The sequence below is a fragment of the Cuniculiplasma thermophilum genome (assembly GCF_052315355.1).
Lineage (GTDB): Archaea > Thermoplasmatota > Thermoplasmata > Thermoplasmatales > Thermoplasmataceae > Cuniculiplasma.
Window position 1 is genome coordinate 1 of the sequence record NZ_JBLSDF010000029.1, and the last position, 23637, is coordinate 23637.

General features: G+C 37.3%; 22 protein-coding genes. 9 read left to right on the forward strand and 13 right to left on the reverse strand.

What is annotated here, in order from left to right; translation table 11 throughout:
• Positions 1 to 942: 942 nt before the first annotated feature.
• From rpl7ae to infB, 5 genes are read left to right on the forward strand one after another with little or no spacing between them, the layout of a single operon-like run.
• The gene (rpl7ae, locus tag ACNF42_RS06165) at positions 943 to 1311 is read left to right on the forward strand and encodes a 50S ribosomal protein L7Ae (protein ID WP_443339873.1); all 369 of its coding nucleotides are present in this window, start codon (positions 943 to 945) and stop codon (positions 1309 to 1311) included.
• Positions 1312 to 1321: 10 nt separating this feature from the next.
• Positions 1322 to 1531, forward strand: coding sequence for a 30S ribosomal protein S28e (locus tag ACNF42_RS06170; RefSeq protein WP_443339846.1), 210 nt, complete (start codon positions 1322 to 1324; stop codon positions 1529 to 1531).
• Positions 1532 to 1535: 4 nt separating this feature from the next.
• The gene (locus tag ACNF42_RS06175) at positions 1536 to 1775 is read left to right on the forward strand and encodes a 50S ribosomal protein L24e (RefSeq protein ID WP_443339848.1); all 240 of its coding nucleotides are present in this window, start codon (positions 1536 to 1538) and stop codon (positions 1773 to 1775) included.
• On the forward strand, positions 1772 to 2218 hold the full coding sequence (gene ndk, locus ACNF42_RS06180) for a nucleoside-diphosphate kinase (protein WP_443339850.1): 447 nt from the start codon (positions 1772 to 1774) through the stop codon (positions 2216 to 2218). The genes ACNF42_RS06175 and ndk overlap by 4 nt, the downstream gene beginning before the upstream one ends.
• 16 nt (positions 2219 to 2234) lie before the next feature.
• Entirely contained in the window at positions 2235 to 3980 is a 1746-nt protein-coding gene (infB, locus tag ACNF42_RS06185; protein ID WP_443339852.1) for a translation initiation factor IF-2, read from the forward strand.
• On the opposite strand, the gene ACNF42_RS06190 is transcribed toward infB, so the two are convergent.
• From ACNF42_RS06190 to ACNF42_RS06200, 3 genes are all read right to left on the reverse strand, one after another.
• Positions 3977 to 4855 carry a calcium:cation antiporter family protein gene (locus ACNF42_RS06190; protein ID WP_443339854.1) on the reverse strand — a complete coding sequence of 293 codons (879 nt, stop codon included), beginning with the start codon at positions 4853 to 4855 and terminating at the stop codon, positions 3977 to 3979. The genes infB and ACNF42_RS06190 overlap by 4 nt on opposite strands.
• Entirely contained in the window at positions 4855 to 5256 is a 402-nt protein-coding gene (gene speD, locus ACNF42_RS06195; protein ID WP_443339856.1) for an adenosylmethionine decarboxylase, read from the reverse strand. The genes ACNF42_RS06190 and speD overlap by 1 nt, the downstream gene beginning before the upstream one ends.
• Before the next feature lie 164 nt (positions 5257 to 5420).
• Positions 5421 to 6191: a winged helix-turn-helix transcriptional regulator gene (locus ACNF42_RS06200; protein WP_443339858.1), complete on the reverse strand. Its 771-nt coding sequence runs from the start codon at positions 6189 to 6191 to the stop codon at positions 5421 to 5423.
• A 165-nt stretch (positions 6192 to 6356) separates the two neighbouring features.
• Between ACNF42_RS06200 and ACNF42_RS06205 the strand changes: the two genes are divergently transcribed.
• Positions 6357 to 8219 (forward strand): phosphoenolpyruvate carboxykinase (GTP), encoded by a 1863-nt coding sequence (locus ACNF42_RS06205; protein WP_443339860.1) that lies wholly within the window; start codon positions 6357 to 6359, stop codon positions 8217 to 8219.
• Positions 8185 to 8886 (forward strand): lipoyl(octanoyl) transferase LipB, encoded by a 702-nt coding sequence (gene lipB, locus ACNF42_RS06210; protein WP_443339861.1) that lies wholly within the window; start codon positions 8185 to 8187, stop codon positions 8884 to 8886. Before ACNF42_RS06205 ends, lipB begins: the two co-directional genes overlap by 35 nt.
• Here lipB and ACNF42_RS06215 read toward each other — a convergent pair.
• The 3 genes from ACNF42_RS06215 to ACNF42_RS06225 all read right to left on the reverse strand — a co-directional run bounded on the left by ACNF42_RS06215 (position 8855) and on the right by ACNF42_RS06225 (position 12528).
• A complete protein-coding gene (locus ACNF42_RS06215) occupies positions 8855 to 10405 on the reverse strand; it encodes an aldehyde dehydrogenase family protein (RefSeq protein ID WP_443339862.1) in 1551 nt (516 codons plus the stop codon). The genes lipB and ACNF42_RS06215 overlap by 32 nt on opposite strands.
• 595 nt (positions 10406 to 11000) lie before the next feature.
• Positions 11001 to 11717 carry an SDR family oxidoreductase gene (locus ACNF42_RS06220; protein WP_443339863.1) on the reverse strand — a complete coding sequence of 239 codons (717 nt, stop codon included), beginning with the start codon at positions 11715 to 11717 and terminating at the stop codon, positions 11001 to 11003.
• Positions 11718 to 11739: 22 nt separating this feature from the next.
• Complete coding sequence (locus tag ACNF42_RS06225) at positions 11740 to 12528, reverse strand: pseudouridine synthase family protein (RefSeq protein ID WP_443339864.1); 789 nt, start codon at positions 12526 to 12528, stop codon at positions 11740 to 11742.
• Positions 12529 to 12612: 84 nt separating this feature from the next.
• Here ACNF42_RS06225 and ACNF42_RS06230 point away from each other — a divergent pair, with 84 nt between their 5' ends.
• On the forward strand, positions 12613 to 13578 hold the full coding sequence (locus tag ACNF42_RS06230; RefSeq protein WP_443339865.1) for a hypothetical protein: 966 nt from the start codon (positions 12613 to 12615) through the stop codon (positions 13576 to 13578).
• On the opposite strand, the gene ACNF42_RS06235 is transcribed toward ACNF42_RS06230, so the two are convergent.
• The 7 genes from ACNF42_RS06235 to ACNF42_RS06265 all read right to left on the reverse strand — a co-directional run bounded on the left by ACNF42_RS06235 (position 13573) and on the right by ACNF42_RS06265 (position 23138).
• Positions 13573 to 15510 carry a bifunctional aldolase/short-chain dehydrogenase gene (locus tag ACNF42_RS06235; RefSeq protein WP_443339866.1) on the reverse strand — a complete coding sequence of 646 codons (1938 nt, stop codon included), beginning with the start codon at positions 15508 to 15510 and terminating at the stop codon, positions 13573 to 13575. The two genes, ACNF42_RS06230 and ACNF42_RS06235, sit on opposite strands and share 6 nt — an antisense overlap.
• The gene (gene leuS / locus ACNF42_RS06240) at positions 15497 to 18184 is read right to left on the reverse strand and encodes a leucine--tRNA ligase (RefSeq protein WP_443339867.1); all 2688 of its coding nucleotides are present in this window, start codon (positions 18182 to 18184) and stop codon (positions 15497 to 15499) included. Before leuS ends, ACNF42_RS06235 begins: the two co-directional genes overlap by 14 nt.
• Positions 18181 to 18729 carry a pyruvoyl-dependent arginine decarboxylase gene (locus tag ACNF42_RS06245; protein WP_443339868.1) on the reverse strand — a complete coding sequence of 183 codons (549 nt, stop codon included), beginning with the start codon at positions 18727 to 18729 and terminating at the stop codon, positions 18181 to 18183. Before ACNF42_RS06245 ends, leuS begins: the two co-directional genes overlap by 4 nt.
• Positions 18730 to 18779: 50 nt before the next feature.
• On the reverse strand, positions 18780 to 19181 hold the full coding sequence (locus ACNF42_RS06250; protein ID WP_443339869.1) for an archease: 402 nt from the start codon (positions 19179 to 19181) through the stop codon (positions 18780 to 18782).
• 56 nt (positions 19182 to 19237) lie between these two features.
• Complete coding sequence (gene tes, locus ACNF42_RS06255; protein WP_443339874.1) at positions 19238 to 20953, reverse strand: tetraether lipid synthase Tes; 1716 nt, start codon at positions 20951 to 20953, stop codon at positions 19238 to 19240.
• Between the two features lie 282 nt (positions 20954 to 21235).
• The gene (locus tag ACNF42_RS06260) at positions 21236 to 22828 is read right to left on the reverse strand and encodes a hypothetical protein (protein ID WP_443339870.1); all 1593 of its coding nucleotides are present in this window, start codon (positions 22826 to 22828) and stop codon (positions 21236 to 21238) included.
• A 10-nt stretch (positions 22829 to 22838) separates the two neighbouring features.
• Positions 22839 to 23138 (reverse strand): ribbon-helix-helix domain-containing protein, encoded by a 300-nt coding sequence (locus ACNF42_RS06265; protein ID WP_443339871.1) that lies wholly within the window; start codon positions 23136 to 23138, stop codon positions 22839 to 22841.
• 127 nt (positions 23139 to 23265) lie between these two features.
• Here ACNF42_RS06265 and ACNF42_RS06270 point away from each other — a divergent pair.
• On the forward strand, positions 23266 to 23637 hold a 372-nt coding region (locus tag ACNF42_RS06270), incomplete at its 3' end, for a transposase family protein (RefSeq protein ID WP_443339872.1).

Sequence of the window (23637 nt, forward strand, 5' to 3'; positions counted from 1 at the left end):
ATTAAGAAGAGTGAGGGTGAAGTTCATGTTTGCATGTTTTGCTTACAATGTACATGCATTGAAGATCATCAATGGATAGCGTGAGCTATCAATTATTTAAGAAATTTCATGGGAAATAGTGATAAAAAGGGATAATTAAGAGAATAAACAGTCAAAAATAGATTGATCTTTAGCGGTAATCAGGAAGTTATGCAGAAAATTTACAGAATAAGGTAGAAAATAGAAAACCTCATATCATAAAAGGAACAACTGCACTATAAAGAATTTTATTACTTCTCTTGGCCAGATGAACATAAAGGCCTGAATAAAAATTCCTGCAACTCCTTGAATATTATTTGAAGACCGATTTTCAGTCGTCTTTACTTTTGTGAGGGTAATCAGTCCCTTCTACTCCAAGCCAACGGGTCATAATGCCTTAATAGATCGAATAAAAATCATCGTTCGTATCGAGAAGATAAGAAAATGATTTTTTGATCCTGTACTCAAAAATGAAGGTCTTTCAACAAAATCATCGTCAATATAATGGAGTTTCATTACAGTATGGGTGTTTATTTTTTTCAAAAGGTCGATTTGATTTTTGCGACATTTTTTCAAAGGAATTTATTGAATTATTTTGCATCATCTCTTCAGTTTATCCGTCCTTCTTGATCAGCAATTAGTATCATTTGCATTAAGTACCTTTGAAATGTGTGGAGAAGAAATTGGATTTATGAAAAATCCTGCCCTTTTTGGATAATGTAGGAATCCCCTTCAGAAATATTTAATCATCCATTCATCACTTCATCACATTTCTTCAGAAGTCTCTAACAAGAGAATTATTAGACATGTAATTATGTTATTATGGAGTAAGTTAAAGAATAATATTTTCCTCAATTTCAAAAAACAAAAATCTATTTATACATTCTTACGTTAAGGGCTTACTCTGTGAAGGAGGCTAAAAACATGGATAAAGCAACATATGTTAAGTTTGAAACTCCCGAGTCTTTAGAGAAAAAGATTCTGGAACTGGTCGAAAATAGCTATAGAAGTGGTAAGATTAAGAAAGGAACAAATGAAGTTATTAAGACCGTAGAGAGTGGAACCAGCAAAATAGTCGTAATAGCTGAAGATGTAAATCCCCCAGAAGTTGTGTATTTTCTACCTAAATTATGTGAGGAGAGAAAGGTACCGTATGCTTTTGTTAAAACAAAGAGTGAGCTGGGTTCAAAGGTGGGAATTAGTTCTGCAGCATCGCTTTCAATAGTCGACTTTGGTAAGAACGAAGAACTCTTTAAACAGATAATATCAGAGCTTTCCGGTCTTAGTAAGTGAGGTGATTTAGTTGGCAGATGACGCAACGCCAGCAGAAGTTGTAGAGCTTATGGGGCGTACCGGGATGACCGGTGAAGCAACAACGGTTAAGGTTAGGGTTCTCTCTGGCAGGGATCAGGGAAGGATCATTGCACGTAATGTCCTTGGACCTGTGAAAGTTGGAGATATACTCATGTTGAGAGAAACAGCAAGAGAGGCTAAGAAGCTCTCCATAAGGTGATGAAATGGTAAACAAAGTTTGCAGTTTTTGCGGTGAGGAAATTGAGCCAGGAACGGGTATGACCTTCATAAGAAAGGATGGGAACATTCTCAATTTCTGTAGCAGAAAGTGCAGAATAAATATGCTTAAACTGAAGAGAGTTCCAAGAAAAGTCAAGTGGACAAGGGAGTATCAGAATCTCAAAAGGTTGAGAAAGAATTCTGAGGCGCAAAAGCAAAAAGTAGAGCAGGAGGAGACCCAATGAGCGAGCGGACGCTTGTCTTGATAAAACCAGACGGAGTCAAGAGAAGATTATCCGGGGAAATAATTAGAAGACTGGAAAATAAAGGTCTTAACATAATTGCCCTCAAGTTAATGAATGTGGATGAAAACATGGCAAAGAAACACTATGACGTTCACAAAGACAAGCCGTTCTTTAAGGATCTTGTTGCATATATAACAAGTGGCCCCATAATTGCAATGATACTGGAAGGCAAGAATGCAATTTCAGTGGTACGTTTAATTACCGGTGCAACAGATGGGTCCAAAGCTGCCCCAGGAACCATTAGAGGAGATTATTCAATAAGTATAGACAGGAATATTATTCACGCATCAGATTCAGAGGAATCATTTCAGCACGAATATCCCATATTCTTCCATAAGGATGATATATTATCATTCAAATATGGAGATGAGGAACTTTTCTGAGGTGTAATATTATTGTATGTCAGCCCTAAGAGAACCAATAATATGCGTTTTAGGTCATGTGGATCATGGCAAGACAAGTATTTTGGATTCAATTAGGGGAACTTCTATAACCAAGAAAGAGGAAGGGGGCATAACCCAGAGGATCGCCGCTACTGAGATTGGAATCAATAGAATAGTGGAACTATCTAACGGAAAGTTATCGAAAAATATTTTTAAGATTCCAGGTCTCCTCTTCGTAGACACTCCCGGTCACGTAGCCTTCGCAAATATGAGGGCGAGGGGAGGAGCGCTGGCTGACATTGCAATTTTGGTCATTGATATTAATGAAGGATTAATGCCCCAGACGATTGAATCAATCAATATTCTTAAGAAGTTCAAAACTCCGTTCATCATTGTTGCAAATAAGATAGACATGATTTCCCTTTTCAGGAAGCCATCAAATATTGCATTTCCAGAGTTCATCAAAGAGCAGAGGGAAGAATATGTGACCGATATGGAAGGTAAAATCTATAATATTGTAAATCAAATGTATCAGTACAACCTTCCATCAGAAAGATATGATCGAATTTCAGATTTTACAAAGGCTGTTCCAATAGTTCCTGCTAGTGCAAAATATGGGATTGGAATACTGGAGATACTGCTAACGGTAACGGGTCTTGCTCAAAAATATCTATCCGAGTCAATTTCAAGGAAGGATGGATTTGGAAAGGCCAGCGTTCTTGAGGTTAGGAGGGGGGATTCACTTGGCCTAACTCTTGACACTATTCTGTATCAGGGTACATTAACAAAGGGATCCAGAATTCTTGTTAATACCTCACAGGGTATTAAGGAGACAAAGATAAGAGCTCTATTTGTAAACACATCGAACAGATCAACAAAGGTAGTGGAGAGATCGCAGGTAACTTCGGCCTCCGGAGTAAGAGTTGTTCTTTCGGATAGCTATGACGTACTCCCTGGAACAACTTTAATTGAAATCAAGGGTGATAATGAGGAGATTGCAAGAAAGGAATTGATGGAAGAATCAAAGGTAAACATCGAACTTTCTGAGCACGGGATTACTCTTAAGGCTGATACCTTAGGGTCACTGGAAGCTATTGCATATGAAATGGGGCAGAATGGTATTAAAATAAGATCTGCACAGATAGGGGAAATAAGTAAAAGGGATCTTATCGACGTCTCTACCTTACCAGATCCCATGGACAGAGTTCTTGCCGGCTTTAATGTTGATCTTTCACCAGACGCCAAATCATCTGTGATGGCATATGATATTGGAATTGTAACATCTGGTGTAATTTATCATCTTGTTGAAGAAATAAGTAAATGGATTAAGGATAGAAAAACTTCTATGGAAGAAGAGAGAAAGCAGGGAATGCCTGTACCTTCGAAGATTGTAATAATGCCAGATTATATTTTTAGAGCTGCAAAACCTGTAATTGTAGGTGTTAAGGTTCTCTCAGGCAGAATTAAGGTTGATGACAATCTTATAAGGGAGGATGGAAAGTATGCAGGAACAATCAAGAGCATCCGGGATGGGGAAACCTCCAAAAAATTTGCAGAAGCCGGTTCAGAGGTAGCTGTTGCAATAGATGGAGTTACCTTAAATCGTCAGATATTTCCGGACAGGCCCCTATATGTAGATATCAATGAGGAAGTAGTTAAGGCATTAAGGGCCAATGCCCTTGACGATTCAACAATGGAAACTTTGGAAGAGATCATCAAAATTAAACGAAAGGAAAACATATTTTGGGGAACAAAAGCTTAGTTCCTATCTAAGAATATGAATATACCAAAAAGAAATGAAACTATTGCGGAAATGAGAATTATGTCAAAATCCCATTGTGTTGTGGAATAAAAAAATAATTCAAAAATTGGAAAAAGCAGAGTTCCTTTCATTATTGTACTTCCCGTAAGGAGTCCTTCGCTTGCACTCCTCATTTTATTTTTCAAAGCACTGTAAACGACTATGAGTTCAGGAATGGTTCCAAGTGTACCGGGGATTAAGAAGCCGGAAAGAAATTGGTTTATATCTATTGCCTTAGATAGCCTATCTGTGGCCACCGAAAGGAGAAGTGCAAATAGGATCATGGGAATTGCAAAGATAAGGTTGCTCATTCTACTGACTTTTTGTCCCTTTAGATTTTTTCTCCTTTCTTTCATAACAAGGTAGAAAATGAGCAAGGAAATGATTATGGAAATGGCGTATACTGGAATCAAGTTTATTGATAAATAATAAAAGATCAAATATAATAGGAGAAAGAATGGAAATATGAGAAAATAGTAAGGATATCTCATCATGAGTTTATATGAGAAGAGGAACATTAAAATGGAATAGATTATAATCATGGATAATGAAGAACCAAGCAGGGCTCCCGATCCGATTTCAGGTGCACCATAGAATATGGAGCTAATTGCGACTGAAATTTCATCTATAGATGTGGCAAAACCCAGTACGAAGAAAGAATAACTGAAACTGGAGACATCCTTCTTTACAACCTTATCAAAGAGATTATCAGAAGATAAATCAAGACCCAGAATTAAGATCGCAGTTAAAATTACATCGAAAAAAACATTAACTAAAAAATATAGTAAAAAAGATAAAAGCAATAAAAGTATAATAATTAAGTCCCTATTTTTCATCAGCGGCTATTACCGGCACCTATAGTTTCTGGCAAGACAGTTGTTTCAGGTATCCTGTCTCCTCTTTCGTGTTTTTTGAATTCTATTTCGGTTGGTCTCAAGACCTCTCTTATATATTCGAATGCAACGTCCGCCTTATGAGGATCACCACATGTGAATAGGTCCAGAGTTATCAATCCAAATTCCGGCCAGGTGTGGAAAGATATATGAGACTCAGCGAGTAATACTACCCCACTAGCTCCAACTGGCTCAAACTGATAATAATCCGAAGAAATCTTTGTGAGGTTTCCAACCCTTACGGACTCCTCAATTATGTCCATCAAAATATCTTTTGTCTCCAGAAGCTCCGGCTTTATTCCATACATATCCGCAAGAATGTGCATCCCAACGGCCACCTTCATCGTCCTCCATCATATTCACCTCAGTACTAATTTATGACTGATAATTTCAACTTATTTAAATATTTATGTATTTGATTCACTCCCATTTTTTTTCTGTGTCTATTTTTCTTGTCCTTGGTTTATTCTATAAAAATTTAAGAATATCTATTTAATTATTATTATATTTATAGAAAATTCATAGTTATCTCTACTTTGGAAAATTCTTCCTTTAGTTTGGAAAATTCTTCCAAATTCAAATTAAATGATTCCTCGGTAGCAACTAAAATAGAGTCTGTTCCTCTAATTGAGGCATCAAAGGAACCTCTCAATGGTGCAAACATATTTATTCGTTCTGTGTCTGAAAATAGTGTTCTTGACCCCTCCCCTAAGATAAATATTTCCTTTTCGCCCTTATTTAGATATAGTTGATTGCATTTTTTTCTATATTTTTCATAATTCCCACTGTTTAGATCCTTAATAAGATTTATTTCAATTCTTCCGAATTTGATCTCTATTATTCCCTGGATATCTCTGACTATGGCCCTTTCACCCTTTTTACTGTTGGTTACGGATTTGGCAGTGCTTGAAGATGAGGGTATCTTATCTGCATGAAGATATGACTTTATCATTTTAAGGTAAACTTTGTCTCCGGAGGTTATGTCCTCGTCACAAATTACCTCCCAACCGTTGGCATCCGAGAGAAAATCAGAATTCTCATTTAGGAATCTCCTTATTTGAAACAGGGACGATGAGAGAAATTCATAACCTCGGTTTGTAATTTTGAAATCATCAATATACCCCTCTTGCTTTAATATATTGACATAGTATCTTACTCCTTGAAGGGTTATCCCAAGACTTCTAGCTATTTCAGCAAAATTGTTTTCCCCCTTCATTAATTTAAGGAGAATGGAAATTTCGGTCATATTAACGTCCTTTATTTGCGCCTCAGTTCCCATTTTAGGTGCATAATCATTTTGGTATTTAATTTTTTCTAAATAGCATTTCAAAATTAAAGAACCAGTTAAAAATATTTCAATGAATTCGTCATATTATGTAATTGACGAATATTATAATCAACAAGTTTATATTGCCTAAAAAATGAACAACTGTAGGTAACTCAGATGTTAGGTGTGGAAAAGGAACTGAATCGGGATAAGGGACTGGCAATTTTGAGGGATGAAATCTCCAGAAGTGAATTTATGAAAAAGCTGAATGAAGCTAATGAGAGATTATACACTGAGATTTCCGATATAATTCTCGAATATGCCTTCTTGACTAATGCAAGTTCCATAAGGGTAATTGATGGTAACGAGGAGAAAATTATAACTGAGACACTGGTAAGAGAGGGAAAATTGATTAAACTCAACGAAAAGAATTTTCCCAATAGTTATCTGTACAGAAGTCCGCCCTTTGATGTGGCTAGATCTGAAAAAGATACGTATATATGTACAGAGGGGAAGCCCGAAGAGGTAGGTCCAACAAACAACTGGCTTAACTCAAAAGAGGCCATGAAAATAGCCACAGAAAACTTAAGGGGGAGCATGAAGGGAAAGACTCTATATGTTGTACCCTACTGGCTGGGTCCAGTAGAATCTAAATTCGGAGACGGGGGGTTTGAGCTGACTGATAGTCCCTATGTCGTTCTCAATTTGATGAAAATTACCCGGGTGGGTGAGAAAGTAGCAATTTCACTGGCGAGGAAGAACAGCTATGTCTTAGGACTTCACTCAACTGCAAAGTTGAATCCTGAAAAGAGATACATAATGCACTTCCCAGACGAAAATAAAAAGATGGGTCTGATTATAAGTTTCAACACAGATTACGGAGGAAACGCTTTATTAAGCAAGAAGTGTCACGCACTCAGAATTGCCTCCTTCAAAGCAAAGAGAGAGGGATGGCTTGCGGAACACATGATGTTGATCGAGATAAAGGACCCCACGGGAAAGTCAACATTTATAACAGGTGCCTTTCCAAGTTCAAGTGGAAAAACCAATCTTTCAATGTTAAGACCTCCTGAAGAATATCGTAATGAGGGATGGAAAACATACTTGATCAGTGATGATATCACATGGATGAATAATGTGGAAGGAACCTTAAGAGGAATAAATCCAGAATATGGCTTTTTTGGAGTTGCGCCACATACAAGTATGCAGACAAACCCTGGAGCTATGGAGGCAATCAAACAAAACACCATATTCACAAACGTCGGTATAGACATAGATATGAATCCATACTGGGAAGGAATGGGCCCAATACCTATCGGTGTTATAGATTGGCAGGGAAGAAAATATGATGGAAAGGAGAAGATCGCCCATCCAAATTCACGTTTCACAACGCCGATTCACGAATATAAGGATCTATCCAAGGAGTATGAGAATCCCATGGGAGCTCCTGTATCTGCATTCTTGTTTGGTGGAAGGAGGAGTGATCTTATCCCACTCGTAATGGAGGCTAAAACCTGGAATGAAGGTGTTTTGTATGGAGCAATGCAAAGGGTCGAGACAACAGCCGCCGCAATTGGAAAGGTTGGAGAATTAAGAAATGATCCTATGGCAATGCGCCCTTTCATGCCATATAACATGGGCGAATACTTCCAGCATTACATCAATATGGGGAAAAATATCAAGCATCCCCCAAGGATATATAATGTGAACTGGTTCCGTAAAGATAAGGACGGAAAGTTTCTTTGGCCGGGTTACTCTGAAAATATGAGAGTTGTGGAGTGGATTGTTGGCAGAGTCAATGGAAAGGTTAGGGATGCCACAGAAACCCCATTTGGATACGTTCCAAGAATTCAGGACCTAAGGTTGCCAGAGGGAACCGATCTGAAAAAATTGGAACTCATTCTCTCTGTTGATGCGAAGGGATTTTTAATGGAACTCGACACCATTGAGCCATTCTTTAAATCCTTCGGGCCCATGTTCCCTGAGGAACTATGGAGAGCATATTATGATATCAGGGGAAGACTGGAGAAGCAACTTTAAAGATACGAAAATATATATTTTAAATGGTGGAATAGAACCCTACCACCAAATTCTTAATTTACAGAGAGAACTGAACCGGAGGGTTAATGAAGAGGAATGCGTTGGTTACTTATTGGTTTTGGAGCATAAGGACGTCTACACCTGCGGTATACACACTGAACATATTGACAGTAGAATACCAGACCCAGTTAGGATAGAGAGAGGAGGATCAATTACATATCACGGCCCCGGGCAGTTGGTTGTTTATTATATACTTAATATGAAACATCTCCAAACCAATATCCTGGGTATCATCTCCAAGGCTCATGAATCAGAAATTGACCTGCTTGAAGGCATGGGTATAATCGGAGCTGAATCTAGACTGGGCAAGGAGACAGGAATATGGGTTGGCACGAAAAAAATAGCCTCCACAGGATTTGCCATAAGGATGAATTCAACTCTTCACGGCACGGCTCTGAATATACAGCCAGATTTGGACAAATTTTCTTTCATAAATCCTTGCGGGTTTAACTGGGATATAATGACATCCATGGAAAAGGAAACAGGTAAGAAGTATAACATGTCAGAAGTAAAGGAAAGAGCCATCCAGGCAATAATAAGAAATTTTAGACTATGGAATTATGAAAAAAAATCTCTCAGTGAGCAACTGTCTGAGACTGCTCCCTGAGGAACTGCTGTAGATAGTAGAAGGAACCAGTTCCTTTTCCACTTATACCGCTAAGTTTCCATCCAACAAATGGCTGTGACCCGACCATGGCACCGGTGGATCCTCCCCTCTCTCTATTGGCGTATACAACACCAACCTCTACTTCCTCAAAGTATTTATGAATCTCCTGAGGATCTTCGGTGAATATACCTCCTGTTAGTCCATAGTCGGAGGCGTTCACTCTCTCTATGGCATCGTCAAGGCTTTTAACCTTAACTATTGCCAGAAATGGTAAAAACAGCTCATTTTTGATTATGTATGAATCCTCAGGAAGGTCAGTTACAAGAGTTGGTTCCACATAAAATCCTGGTTTGTCAAGAATTTTTCCTCCGGCAATGATCTTTCCATCTTTCTTTGCTCTTTCCACAGCGTCCTTAAATTTCTCAACTGATTCCTGGTTTATTACTGGACCAAGATAAGTATCCTTAATTCTTGGATCATCAAGCTTTAATTTTTCAGTAACATCTTTTATTTTTTTAACAAAATTATCATAAATTCCCTCCTCCACGTATGCAATAGAGCATGCGCTGCACTTTTGACCAGAGTAACCAAATGCAGCTCTGTATACCCCGTTCACTGCCTTGTCCAGAGAAGCCTTATTCGTTACTATTATCGTATCCTTTCCTCCCATTTCTGTAATAACAACCTTTGGCCTATCCCTGGTTGCATTTCTGAAAATGTCAATTCCTGCCTGTCTTGATCCTGTGAAAAGGACTCCTGAAATATCCTTATGGGATACTATGTATGGGCCTATGACACTTCCCTTTCCAGAAATAAACGCAAGTGCATTTCGAGGGACTCCCGCCTCATAAAGAGTTTTTATGTAAAGGTAAGAACTGAGTGGAATATTACTTGATGGTTTCAATATGACTGCATTACCAGTTACTAGTGGCCCTGCAACCATTCCAACGGTGATTGCATAGAAATTAAATGGGGCTATAACCGCAAAAATTCCATAGGGCTTCATATAGCTCATACTTTCCTCGTTGTCATAGCCTTTCCCTGTAAATCTTACGAATCCCTGATTCTCAATGAGATTTAGGGCATAATATCTGAGAAAATCAATACCTTCATCAACATCTGCAACAGCCTCCATTCTTGTCTTTCCGTTTTCGTGCGCTAGAAGGGCCGAAATTAAAAATTTATCCTTTGCGATTAAATCTGCTGCTTTCAAAAATATCTGTGCCCTGCGAACATATCCAAGATTGAACCACTCTTTTTGTCCTGCCTTTAGAAGTTCAATGGCCCTGTCCACCGATTCTTTACTTCCGGCCTGAAAAGTTGCTATTTCCTTTCCATTTATTGGGGATACCAGTTTAACTTTTTCCTTTTCCCTAACCTCGTCACCAATAATATTTGGATACTCTTTATTCAAATATTTCTCCGACAATTTTACAGCGTTTTCATATTGTTCGTGAAACTCGTTTTCCTTTCCTGCTTTGCTAAATTTTACAAATGTTACCTCATTTTCGAACGGCATAATTTCATATTGCACATAACTAAATATAATTTTTTGGGCTTTAAAAGAGCCCTTTAAAACATCTTCTCAGGTAAATAGTCTCAATCCAAATGCAACCCCTCTATTATTTTGTAAAGAACCAACTTAATTTTATAGTTCTTCAAGAAATTAATCTTGAAGAATGGAAGGAAATTCATATTTGCAATTTTGCTGCAATTATTATACTTATTTCATCAGTTATTATTATTTTTTATTACAGATCAGCAGATATTGCTTAAGAGGAAGGATCGCCTTTGCATATAGATGGGATACTCTCAGGAATCCAAAATTCGAATTGACCATACATATCACATCCTGATTCAGGTTTTACCTGGAATCTTTCAAATGCTGGTATTACATAACTATGTTTTAATCCTGAATGGATCATAATATGGGGAAATTTTGGAAGCAAAATATGAAATAGGTTTATCAGACAATCCAGACATTGAGTTGTGTTCAATGAAATGGCAGACATTTATGGAATAATAGAATGATATGCAATATGAAAACCACTTTTAAACATAGCTAAGGCATGGGGATATATACAACCAAAGAGTTGATCTGAAATATCTGGTGATCAGTCGATTCCGCCCCTATCAGCTGAAATAGATTGACCGTTAATTGCATGGGATAGTGGCGAAAGTAAAAATGCCGTTATAAAGGAAATACTAAGAGGATCAAGGGCTCCAGCATTCTCGCTAAAATTAAAAGGAAAAATCTTCGAAAATGTGTCTTCCTTGGAAACTGCACCGGGAAGTATTGCATTTACTCTTATTCCATAACTCTTCAGTTCTTTGGAGAAGGATCTTGTCACTTCCTCTATGGCATATTTGGATATGGTATAGCCTGAGTTATTTCCATTGAAAAGAGATCTTGAAGCTCCAATGTTAACTATGGCTGATCCCCTTCTCATAAGGGATTTCATATGAAATATGACATTATACTGGCTCATTGTGTTTGATTTTAAAAATCTCATAACAGTTTCAGGTTCTGCATTTTTTCCATTGTAAGGTTCCCATATACCAGCATTATTTACTATTCCGTCCAAAATTGTCTTAGACCCTTCTAATTTCTCTTTGATCTCAATTATACTTCTTTCGTTTGAAGCATCAGCATTTATAAATTGGACATTTTCGAGTTTCGATCCTATATCATCCGGCAATCCATGGCGGGATATTGCGATGATTTTTGACCCAAATTTTGACAGCAATTTAGCAGTGGAAAGACCTTGACCTATCCCAACACCCGCTATTAAAATCAACTTATCCTGAAAATAATCTTCAAATATACTCATAACTTCATATGGAAAACAGCCATTATAAATAATTCGAATTTGAAATTCTTATCAAATTGTTCAGCTCATTGTAGAAAATATAAGAATTTCTTGCCATCTCATTTTTTCTTTCTATTCCTCTTGCAATGGATCCATTTCTAAAGCTTTGTAGAGCAACATTTTCATAAGTGATATCAATAAGTATTAAATTTTGTGGGGGTGCTAAAATTCTTTTTGCATTTTCGAAGGGATCCTTGCTGTAATCTGTATCATTTAAAATATATCCCATGATGAATCTTATTTGATTCCATAAAAATCCTTTCGATTTGAAGAATATGGCAGGAAAACTTGAAATCTCACTGATCCATATTCTTTCTATTGTTCGAACAGTTACTTTTCCCTCAGGTTTTGAGAAATTTTTAAAATCATGTGTTCCCTCAAATTTTTTTAAAATATCCTCAATGTCATTTGGGATTTTGAAGTGTGTTGGAAGGATGTATGCATAAGTTTTGCTGACTGAATGCCTGACGTTGAAATTATCATCTACAAAGGAATAAGAATGAAAGTGGGCATTATTAATACTCGAATTCAATATCCCAAGAACATCCTCAGGTCTTCTATCCGTATCAATTGTCATGAAATTCCTGAGTGCTGACACGTTTCTGTCTGTCCGGGAGGCGCTTCTCATATTGATACCCAAATCAAATTTTATGACACATTGCAAAATCTCGCTTTCAACACTGTTGAGGCCATTTCCCCTCTGGAATCCAGTGAATTTCGTACCATCGTAGGAAAATGCAATCAGCAACCTTCTCATAATTCTAAGAGCCATTATTTATATTTGATTTTTCTCATTCTTTCCATTATATTATTGCCTGTTCAGCAAATTATTTAAAAACAAATCCAATGAACCCTGGTGCGATGGAATATAGGTGGTGCTGGTGTTGCAGGTTCATATCTTTATGGAAGAATGAAGGCTGCAGGATTTGAGGTAACACTCTTTGATCCTAAGAGACCAGATTTTTATATTCCCTGTGGTTTTGCAACCAATAAAAATGCAATAATGCCTTTTCTGAAAAGGTCCTCCATATCTCTTGAGGAGATAAGTGAAGCAGAGACAGGTAAAATATGGATATCAGGAAATAACTTTGAGAAAACCGAATTTAATCAAAATGGTCTCTGCACAATAAATAAGATGAAAATGGAAGAGTTGATGAGAGGTAGTGAACAGTATCAACGTGCAATCATAAGTGGCAGAGAAGATCCAATTATCGACTGCACTGGCATATCAAGGGCATATCTTGGTAAAGCATCTGAAGATTTCACCATGTTTGCGATAGAGAAGGTATGTGAAAAATCACCCTATGATGGTTTTTATTTCGACTTCTTCAAGAACGGTAGGGGATATTTCTGGTCCTTTCCGCTGAAGGGAAAGTATCATATTGGAGCCGGGGGAGTTGATCTCATGGAGGTGAGATCATACATTGAACCATATAAAAGTGAGAAGATCCTGTCAAGAAAAATTAGAATGAAACCTCTAATGGGTCAGGAGACAAGGGGAATCGTCTTCGGTGTTGGGGAAAGCATTGGGTATATATCACCCCTTCTCGGGGAAGGCATCGTACCAGCTTTGGAAAACGCTGAAATTTTTTTCCAGATAATTTCGAAAGAGGATGATCTGAATGAAATAAAAGTGAGATACAAGAATGAAATAAGAAGCAGGATGAAAAAATTCCAGGAAATTTCACAAATGGTTCTTAACATTCAATCAGGAAGGACCTTAACAAGAGAAAATCTCCTTGCAGTCCCAAAAGCCCTAAAAGAGTTAAAAAATTTTGGGATAAAACCAGATTTCTTAAAAATTCTAAGACATTTTTTATAGGATTCCGCCATCAACTGGAACCATGGCATCCGTGGTCGCGCCAAAAATATCCTCATCTATCATGGCCAAAAGCATATTTGCAACATGCTCTGGAAGCACTTCCTTCCTCAGCAAATTTCCTCTTTTATATTCCTCTTCCGTAATTCCCTTTGCCTTTGCCCTTGCCTCCAAAACACCATTTTCCCAGATTTTGGAGTTTTTGAAAATCTTGTCTGGATTTATTATATTCGATCTGATACCAAATTTCCCACCTTCCTTGGCTATGTAGTGTGAAAGCTGTGCTGAAAATGCTTTGCTTGAACCATAGGAGGTCATCCCAGGACCTGGATGAGTCAAGTTCTTTGTAATATTGAATACAAAATTACCACCTATACCCTGTCTTCGCATGATATTGAAAGCTCTTTGAGAAATTATGAATGGGGCGACAGAATTGATTTCAATATGCTTCATAAGTGTGTCAAGTTTAATTTCCTCCAGATATTCGGATTTTAAGATTCCGGCGTTTTGAAACACTACATCAATACCTCCAAAGGATCGCTCTATGAAGTCCATTAATTTCTCTACTTCCTCAGGCTTTGAAAGATCTACTATAAAACCTTCTGTTCTTGTCTTAGTATTATTTCCAATCTCCTTTGCAACCTCCACCACTCTCGGGTCGATATCTGCGGCAATCACGTTCATACCTGTTTCTGCAAGTCTCTTTGTTGCCTCAAGTCCTATTCCATTTGCTGCGCCCGTAACCAGTCCTATCCCGCCTTCATTTTTTCTCGGAACAAACTTCTTAAGTTTTGCCTCTTCCAGCGGCCAGTATTCCATGTTATATGCTTCCTTTCTCGTAATAAATTCATGATTCCCAATTCTAGATGCCACAGTATTTACCCGCATGGAATGTATGAACTGATCTCTTAGTATTTTACACTCCTTGAAAGTTCGAGCTGCAAATATGGCACCAAACCCCCTCATCAGGATAATTGATGGATAAGGATCATGCATTGGAAATTCCTTCACGTACTCTCTGTATTCTTCAGTATACTTATTTTTGAAATTTTCAATTTCCTCCTTATATCTTGTACTATCAGAAAGATAGAGATAATCATACTTTGTACGGATAAGCATATCAGGAGTTGCAGGTCCGCTTTTTGCAAACTTCTCCCCTTCTTTGGATTTGCTTATGCCTAAAACTTCATCAGATCTATCCACAAGGATCGTCTTCTTGTATAGTGACGATATAATGCCTCTTATCTCTGGAATTATCTCTTCAAAATCACTCATATTTTCATAATCCTCATTAAACTTTATGTCTCCGATCTTATCCTTAATGAATTTTTTAGCTCTCTCTACTATTCTCATGTGCTTGTCGTAGCTTTCCTTTGCAGTTTCACCGAATGTGAAAAGACCGTGTTTTCTAAGAACTATTCCCTCTACATCAGGAGTCATAATGTTCATTATTTTTAGGATCTCCTTTGCCAGGGTAAAGCCAGGAGGTATGTATGGAACAACAACAACATTTCCAAGTATTTTCTTAATTTCACTATCACTCAGTGAAGTATTGGTCAGCATGAGGATAAAATCTGAATGCGAGTGATCCACAAATGTGTAAGGTATGAATCCATGTAAAAATGTCTCCACTGATGGCGATGGTTCAGATGGGTCGATCATACTCTTCTTCAGATAATCCATCATCTCTCCATCTGTCATCGCTTTGATGTCCTTAGCCAGAAGAATATCGTCCATCCTCACCCCTGTAAATCCCTTCTCATCTATGGTTGCCATATCGGAACCACTGCCCTTTACACGGAGTACTTTCACCTGTCTTCCCGCGTGATCTATTTCCACAAGCTTAACACTGGCGTTTCCTCCTCCGTGTAGAACCAAATCCTTGTCAGATCCAAGTTTTCTCGCGGTAGCAATTCTGTCATCAATTATTGCCATTTTTTTCACCTTCTATATTTATTATGGGTCTCCCAGGTAATGGGGTCTTTTTATCTTCATCCCCATTTTCTCTGACATTAATTATCCAACCATATTTCTTCTCGATAATAGATTTGAATCTTTTCATAGATTCGATTTCATCTATTTCTGTGTTGATTTTATTTTTCATCTTTTTCACGTTCTGTATCAGATCCTTCCTTTTTACCTCAAAATTGTTGTTTAATATTTTTTTGACATCTTCCAGAACTTTTTTGTTTGCTATTACTACACTCACCTTATCTGCTTTTATTTTGGTCACCTTTTCAATGGCCCTCACATCTTCGATCAGAATTTTGCAATATTCCCATTCATCTATTATCTTTCTATGGGAATCCTCAATTTTTTGCGCTTCTAATAAACTAGAACTCACATAGCCCTGAAATCCAAATTCTCTCCAGAAATGTTCGCAGGTGTGGGGAATTACGCATGATAAAACCTGAAGCCATTGCCTTGCAACTCTTCTCACTGCCTTTGGGGCATCTCCTCCCATTCCATCAAGTTCAGTAAGATCATTAAGAACTTCGTAAATCATCTCAACATATGCGTCTCTCACAAACATCTTTTCCATCTTTTCATTATACCTATACATATGAAGAGTGAATCTTGCGAAGAATAGATCATATTCTATTCCTTCTCCCTTTCCTGTTTCCTTTGATGCCTTTTCCAGAATAGAGCAGATCTCTCCGTACTTATTCTTGATTATGGATATATCCTTTTCATTCCAGTCCAGGGTTGACGATATATCAGAGTTCACAGCCACGTACATTCTGAACATGTCTGCTCCATATTTTTTTACAACCTCCAGCAGGGATACAGCGTTCCCTTTACTTTTAGAAATTTTTGCTCCGTTGGAAATTACCGTGCCTGATATTGTAATCCCCTTTGGCCAGTATTCTCTCTTCATCAAAGCAACGTGATTCATAATATAGAAAATGAGGTGATTTGACATATGTGGGCTTGATGTAATTCTCTGGTCAACCCCATACCAATATTCAAACTCGTCCTTTGCAATTTTTAGATCCCCATTAATTATGTTTGCGCTCCTATTATCAATTATGGCATCCATAATCTGGTCATTGAGTTTATCGGCATCATTTATAAATGGTGCTATTGTGTAAAAAGCGGGGTATATAGTTGAATCAGAAAGTGATTCAATTACCCAGTCCTTATCCATTGGAAGTTTTGTCCCAAGGCCTCTCTTCCTCGCGCACGCTCTTTCAGCTATCCAGTCTACAATATCAAGCATATTCTTCTTGTAAAAATCAGGATAAAAGAACATCTCCTTTACGTGCTCTCTGGTCAGTTCTTTCCATTTTTCATCTGAATAATCAATGAACCATTGATCCTCAAGGATGGACACAATTACTCTGGCCCCATTTCTAGTTTTAGCCTTTCTTGAAGTCTCAAGAAATATAAATGCAAGTTTCTCACGTATAAGTTTATCTTTTATGATTTCCCTCGCTTCCCTGACACTTAAACCCGATATTTCCTCAACTGCGGTTTTTATGTTTCCTAGATAATACTCATCCTTGTACAAATTTGAATTTGCTTCATTTATGTCTTTGAATTTATATAGATACTCTTTTACATCCGTGTCTTTGCCCTTAATTTCTATCATAACCGGTATCTCTACATTTATATTTGCCTCTAAAATATATTTGTAATCCTTAACAGAATGTCCAGGTACTGAATAAACTATGCCGGTAGCGTGCTCAGGATCTATTTCTTCATTGGGAAATGCCTTTATTTTCCTGCCATTAAATGGTATTTCATATTCCTTTTCAAGTATAATCTCTACTGGGCACAGTTCAATGAGATCAATATTCCTGTTCTGGAATTTGTATTTTTCATAAGCATCCAGACTCATAATCACTCTTTTGTCGTCCAGTGATGTAATTACGTATTTTGCTTTTGGATTTATCCAAAGATTGGTGATTGCAGGAATGGTTTCTGGTCTGAGAGATGAAGCAGCAAGATAAAAATCATCTCCTTTGAATAGAACTGTGACAAATTCTTCAATAGACACTTTGTTTGTATCACCTTCATCAATATCATCTTCTCCGACTGCGTTGCCGTCCTCTGGTGAATATAGAACAGCGTGATTTCCTTTCTTAATTAACCCAAGCATATTCAATTTTCTGAACTGCCATTCAACCATTTTTTTGTATCTTTCATCAACTGATTTGAAAGTTCTGCTCCAATCAATTGAGTACCCTAATGCCTTAAAATCTTTTACAATTTTATCAGCAAAGAAATCAGCGACCTCTTGTGGGCTATAAAATTTTCTAATTATATTGTCCACATTCTCCTTGTCTTCATATTCTGAGATATATTTTCTGTAGAGATCCAAGGTTTTTTGATCTCCCCTTCTTATTTTGTCTGCGATTGCTTCAATTGGCGTACCACTCTCATGGAATCCCATTGGAAATAGTACGTTATAGCCTGACAGCCTTTTGAATCTTGCTATAAAATCAGCTATTGTATATGTTCTTCCGTGTCCAACATGCAATGGGCCACTGGTGTAAGGCCATGGGACAGTAATAAAAAATTTTTTAGCATCTTTCTTCCTTGCAAGGAACAGTTTTTCTCTGTCCCATTCATCCTGCCAATACTTTTCATCTATCATTGAAATCATTCAATAATAAGCACTGCTGCAGCAACAGTAGTGGTCCATTCCTCTTCCTTCAGGACTATAGCTGTGGAGCAGATATTCCTTGTCTGTAGAATCCTGTCTGTAAGGGTATATTCCTCTCGCTCAGAGTTCCATCTTAACTGTTCTTGCTCACCCGTAGTGCTGGCTAGCATTTCTGCTGCAAGTTTTTCGGCAAAAAATCCTGCCTTCTTTTCAGTTTCTCCAAAGCTATGGTGCTCACTGAGATAACCCCACCTGCTTCTATCAGTAGGTATGGCATAGCCGATTGCGGAAGAAACCATTCTATTAAGTTCGTTGGAGGCGTTTCTTGCAAGTACTGTAAATAATATCTGACCTGGGGAAAGCATTTTTAACCCTTCATTTCTCTCCACAATTTCAGCTCCAGGGGGAAATATGGAACTCACACTCACTATATTGAATTGTGCAATCCCTGCATCTCTAAGTGCTTCCTCAAAAGATCTTAGCATGGTATCTCCTCTCCCTACACCCCTGGTGAAAAAGAGTTTACTAGGAACTAAATTTGTCATATAAACGGTATATATTACAATAAGATAAAAATATAATCTCGATTTCAGGGCTACACATCAATTGTAATTTCCAAGGTTCCATCTTTTTCATTTGGTGAGGAGTATGTTGCAGCTTTGGGAATATTGATTAGTTTAGATTCGTCAGTTATCTTACTAAAAATCACTTTTATCACTATTATATTGTCCTTTTCTTCAATTTGGCAATCTGAAGGTATCGCGTTTTCTAAATCAAATTCCAGTATCATTTGGTTTAGATAATGCACTGCAATTCTGTATGGCATCGACTCCTTATTATATTCGTAGGATTTAATGAATAATCGTTTTTCATTTAATTTTTCATTTTCAATAAGAAGAAATTTAAAACCAGATGTCAAAGAACAGATTAAATCTTCCATCGAATTATAACTCACCCTAATCCTAACATCCGCAGAGTGCTCTAAAATTTCGTACATAAAAAGGAATTTCAATTTAAAATAAAAAGAGATTTGAAAAACAAAAAATTAATGGATCAGTCCTCTGGCTTAGATGAGGAAATAACTGGTATTGCCTCTTCCAAGTTGAGACCTATCTCATCCTGAGAAAGCTTTCTTCCTATGCTTCTCTCATAGAAATCAATTATGGCCCTCTTCTCTTCCATTGTGTATTCTCTGAAGTACTTCTCCTTCTTCAGGTTCTTTCCTGTCCTTTCTTCATAGGTTTTGGCTGGTATAGAATACTTTCTCTGTGTGGCATCTCTGTAAAGCTCTGGTATAACGTTGAAAGCGCAGAATGGTACAACTCTTCCATCAGGCATTGCATAGTGTATATCGCATCTTTCAACTCTGTCCACATCGTATGTGTATGGATCCATGAAATGCATGAAACCGACGAACATACTCTTGTAGTGGAAAGCCTTCAGTCCGTGATAATCACCTTCAGTGAAGGCGTTATATATCATATCCTTAAGACTGAAGTCCTTAGGAGCCTTCTCGTAATCAACAAACTTTTTCATATTCTTCAGGAGCTTGGCGAGTGAAGAGGCCTTGGACAAAGTCTTTACACTTGAACCTTTTATCTCATCAGAAAGCTCTCCTATATACTCAAACATTCCCCTTACATCTATGAATCTGGTTATGGGCGTTACTTTGTCCCCTTCCTTGAAGAGGTATGTTCCCATTCCGCAGGCAAAGTGGATAGATAGTTTGTACATGTCCTTTCCTTTGAGTTGTTCAACAAAATTGGAAATCTTTGTCGTTGAAGGAACTGTGAAGAAATCCTCTCTTCCTATCAGACCATCAGTCTGTTGTTCTATCTTCTTTATACAACCTGGGATTGTAACTCTCTGTTTTTCTCTCATTCTGTCAGGCATTCTTCCCACAAGACTTACTGGCTGGAAGTTTACAGCTCTGACTGCATCAATGTTATTGAGACCAAACTTTATTATGTCTCCAAGGTACATATCATTTATACCACCTATAACTGTTGGAACAAGTACCACTCCGAGGGGGGCGTTCTTATAGTTTTCAAGGGCAGCTGGAACTTCCCAGAAGTTCTTAGGATTTGACCTTGGTGTGGGGCCATCAAAGCTAGTGTATATTACATTTGATCCCGCTTCTCTTATCTTCTTTGGAAAGTCTGGATCAAAGGCAGCTCTTACGCTGTTTGTGTTTAGTTGTATGTGTTCATAACCTTCCTCTCTTGCTATTCTTATTACATCAAGTATATCGTCTCTTATTGTTGGTTCTCCACCGGTTATCTGCACGGCGTTTGCTCCAACAGGCTTCTCGTTTCTCATTCTCCTAAGCATCATTCTTACCTGATCCTGGGATGGCTCGTATATTGGCTCGTTTTCTTTTGCATAGAAGAAACAATACCAGCATGACAGATCACAGCGGTTTGTGACAACCACATTTCCCAAACCGGTATGGGATTTATGCTTAACGCAAAGACCACAGTGGGTTGGACAAACAATCTTGGATTCGAGGTATGCGACGTGAGGATTAAGTATTTTTACGCCTCCATCTTGCCATTTCTTTGCTTCCTCGTACATTTCATAGTCTTCCCAGTATTTTTCTCTTGTAATTCCGTGTTCAGCGCATTCTTTTATAAGTTTAACCTCTCCCCCATTTTCATACACAATTGCAGGGATTCTCATTTGATCGAATTTCTCGTCATCAACACATATTGGACACAGACTCTCGGTAACTCTTATGAGTAGCATATCATCGTTAACAAGGTGGCCCATGCTACTTACAAACTCATCCACCGTTTTAAACGGAGCATTCTTACTTAACTCGAAATCAGATGCAAACCTGATATTCGGGTATTTGTTCTTTTCTTCAATAGCTATCATTTATTGAATCACCTATCTCAACATTATAGATTATATTTGATTAAAAGTATTTTGTAGTTTGTATTGCTAATAAACTAACAACATCGATTAATTTTTGTAACATGGAATATTACAAAACTTCTTATTTTGCTGATTTTGAATTTCTATATACTTGTACATATTTTTCCTAAATCTCTACCTTTGTTCTTCTAATTTCAATTTTCTGTATAGTTTTGAAAGGCTAATCTCGAAGTAAGAAACCGGAAAATTAAATGAATACTCTCGAATTATTTCAGGAGATATTTCTCCTACAAAACCTATATTTTCCCCATCTATCTCTATGAAACCATTTCTACCGTTTACGAACTCTTCAAGATCCGATCTTTGTATTTTCATTTTGTTTATTCCGAAGGCTTGAAACAAGTTATCTAGATAACCCTTAATATCTGAATAATTGGCGTGTCGACTGCATACTGAAACAGCCAATCTTCTTTCTTGTTTTCCCGCAGTAAAAATTTCTCCGATTTCAAATACTCTTTGGGGATATCCATATTGCATATTTCTTTGATAGAACTCCAAGATTCCACCTATCAAATTCTTTCTAAGTTTGGAAAAATCCTCACTTTTGGCATTTATAATTTCCAAGTTCTGGTCCCCATCACGACTTCTCAGGACAAAGTTCATAATTTCTTGAAATCCTAACTCTATAATTAACTGCCTTATTTTTGAAGTAAAAACATTCAATTCATCTAGTTTTCCTGTGAAATTTGAAGTAAGTTCCTTTGGTTCAATCTTGTTTAGTCCATATGCTTTTATAAAATCTTCTGCAATGTCCTCATAACCCATTACATCTATCCTTTCTAATGGAACAACTATATTCTTACCTTTGATCTCGTACCCCATCTTTTTAAGGTATTCCTTTACTTTTTGATCTGAAACGTTGAGTCCAGATATTTTATTTATGCCTACGCTGTCTACCGGATACTGATCATTTCTTAAAGACTCAAAAACGTCAGTCGTTTTTCCAGCGTATAAAAATTTCACACTAAGACCAAGTTTTGTAAAATACCCAACTCCTAGCTTTGTTCCAAGGATTAATCCATCGTGCGTGTTTGCCGTAATGTCAATTAAAAGAGATCGTGTCTTATTGTCGACTCGAGTTTTTTTTGAGTTGAACAATGGAGGAATCGAAATTATCCCCTTAGAATCCTTTAGAGTGCATATTCTCTTATCTTCAAATCCAAATACTAAATTACCATACTCTTTCCCCTTTGGATGCTCATTTATCAAATCCTGTATGGTTGAAATTTTGTCATCATACGTTTCAAATTCATCATATATAGAAGTTTCCTCATAAATGAGGTCACCATCAATCTTTTTCAAGTCGTGGACCCCATATGCGAATAGTTTTCTCTTCTTCCCAACATTTTCTCCTATTCTGTCTAAGTACTCTACAGCATCACCGGAAACATCAATCTTTTTATTTCTTATATCCACTTCAAATGCAATTATCTTAGGCCTTTGCTTTGGTTCTTTGTTATTTAGTTTTCTTTCCGAATTAAGAATCTCCCCTCGCCTATGAGGTATTTCAAAAAAGGTTTTAATAGAATCAATGAGGGTTAATGAAGAATAAAGGTCCGGTCTATCTGGATTAAATTCAATCTTCAATTCTTCACCGTTTTCCTCATAGCTGAAACCGATAACCCGCGAATAGTCAAACAATCTTCCATTCCATCCTTGTTGGAAATTTTTTTCAAATATCTCTTTATTGCTCCTTATAACGACCAAAATTACAACCTCAGTCTTTCTTAATAGAATTTTCAGCCATGTATTCCTTCAGTATTGTCCTGATCAGTTCTTCTATAGAAATTGCATCTCCTCTCTGGATTATAGTGTTAAGATTTTCGATCATTCTATTAGTTAATTTTACCTGCACACTTTTTACTGTACTTTCTTCGTCGTATTTTTCCATAAATTCCTTGATGGCTTCTCTTATCACCTCTGAAATTGTCTCATACTTGTTTCTTTCCCGGATTTTCATGAGTCTATCTAAGTCTTCCTCTGAAACTCTGATTGTAATTCTATACGGAACTGACATTTGTATCTTCCTGATATTTGTCAATAATGTTATGCCCTAATAAATCTTTTTAGTTTTAATCATAAGAAAATATGGATCTCTTCAACTCTTTGGGGGTAAGTTATAAACGCTCATTCATTTTCATTTTGTGAAATCAGAGGAACTTTTCAGGAAGCTTCTAGGTTTAGAGGATCCATGGATCATTAAGGAAATAAAGTTCGACCACCAGGGAAAGAGGGTTGATATCTTCATGGATTTCCCAAGGGGATCAAAATTCCCTTGTCCTGTATGTGGTATACCTTCTGGTGTTCATGATACCGAAGAACGTACATGGAGACATCTTAACATATTTCAGTATCCCACATATGTGCATGCAAGGGAACCGAGAATAAAATGCAACGAACATGGAAAGAAAACAGTCAATATTCCATGGGCAAGAAAGGGATCAGGATTCTCACTGCACTTTGAGGCAATGGTTGTGGAGATGTGCATTGATATGCCTGTATCTGCTGTTTCCAGA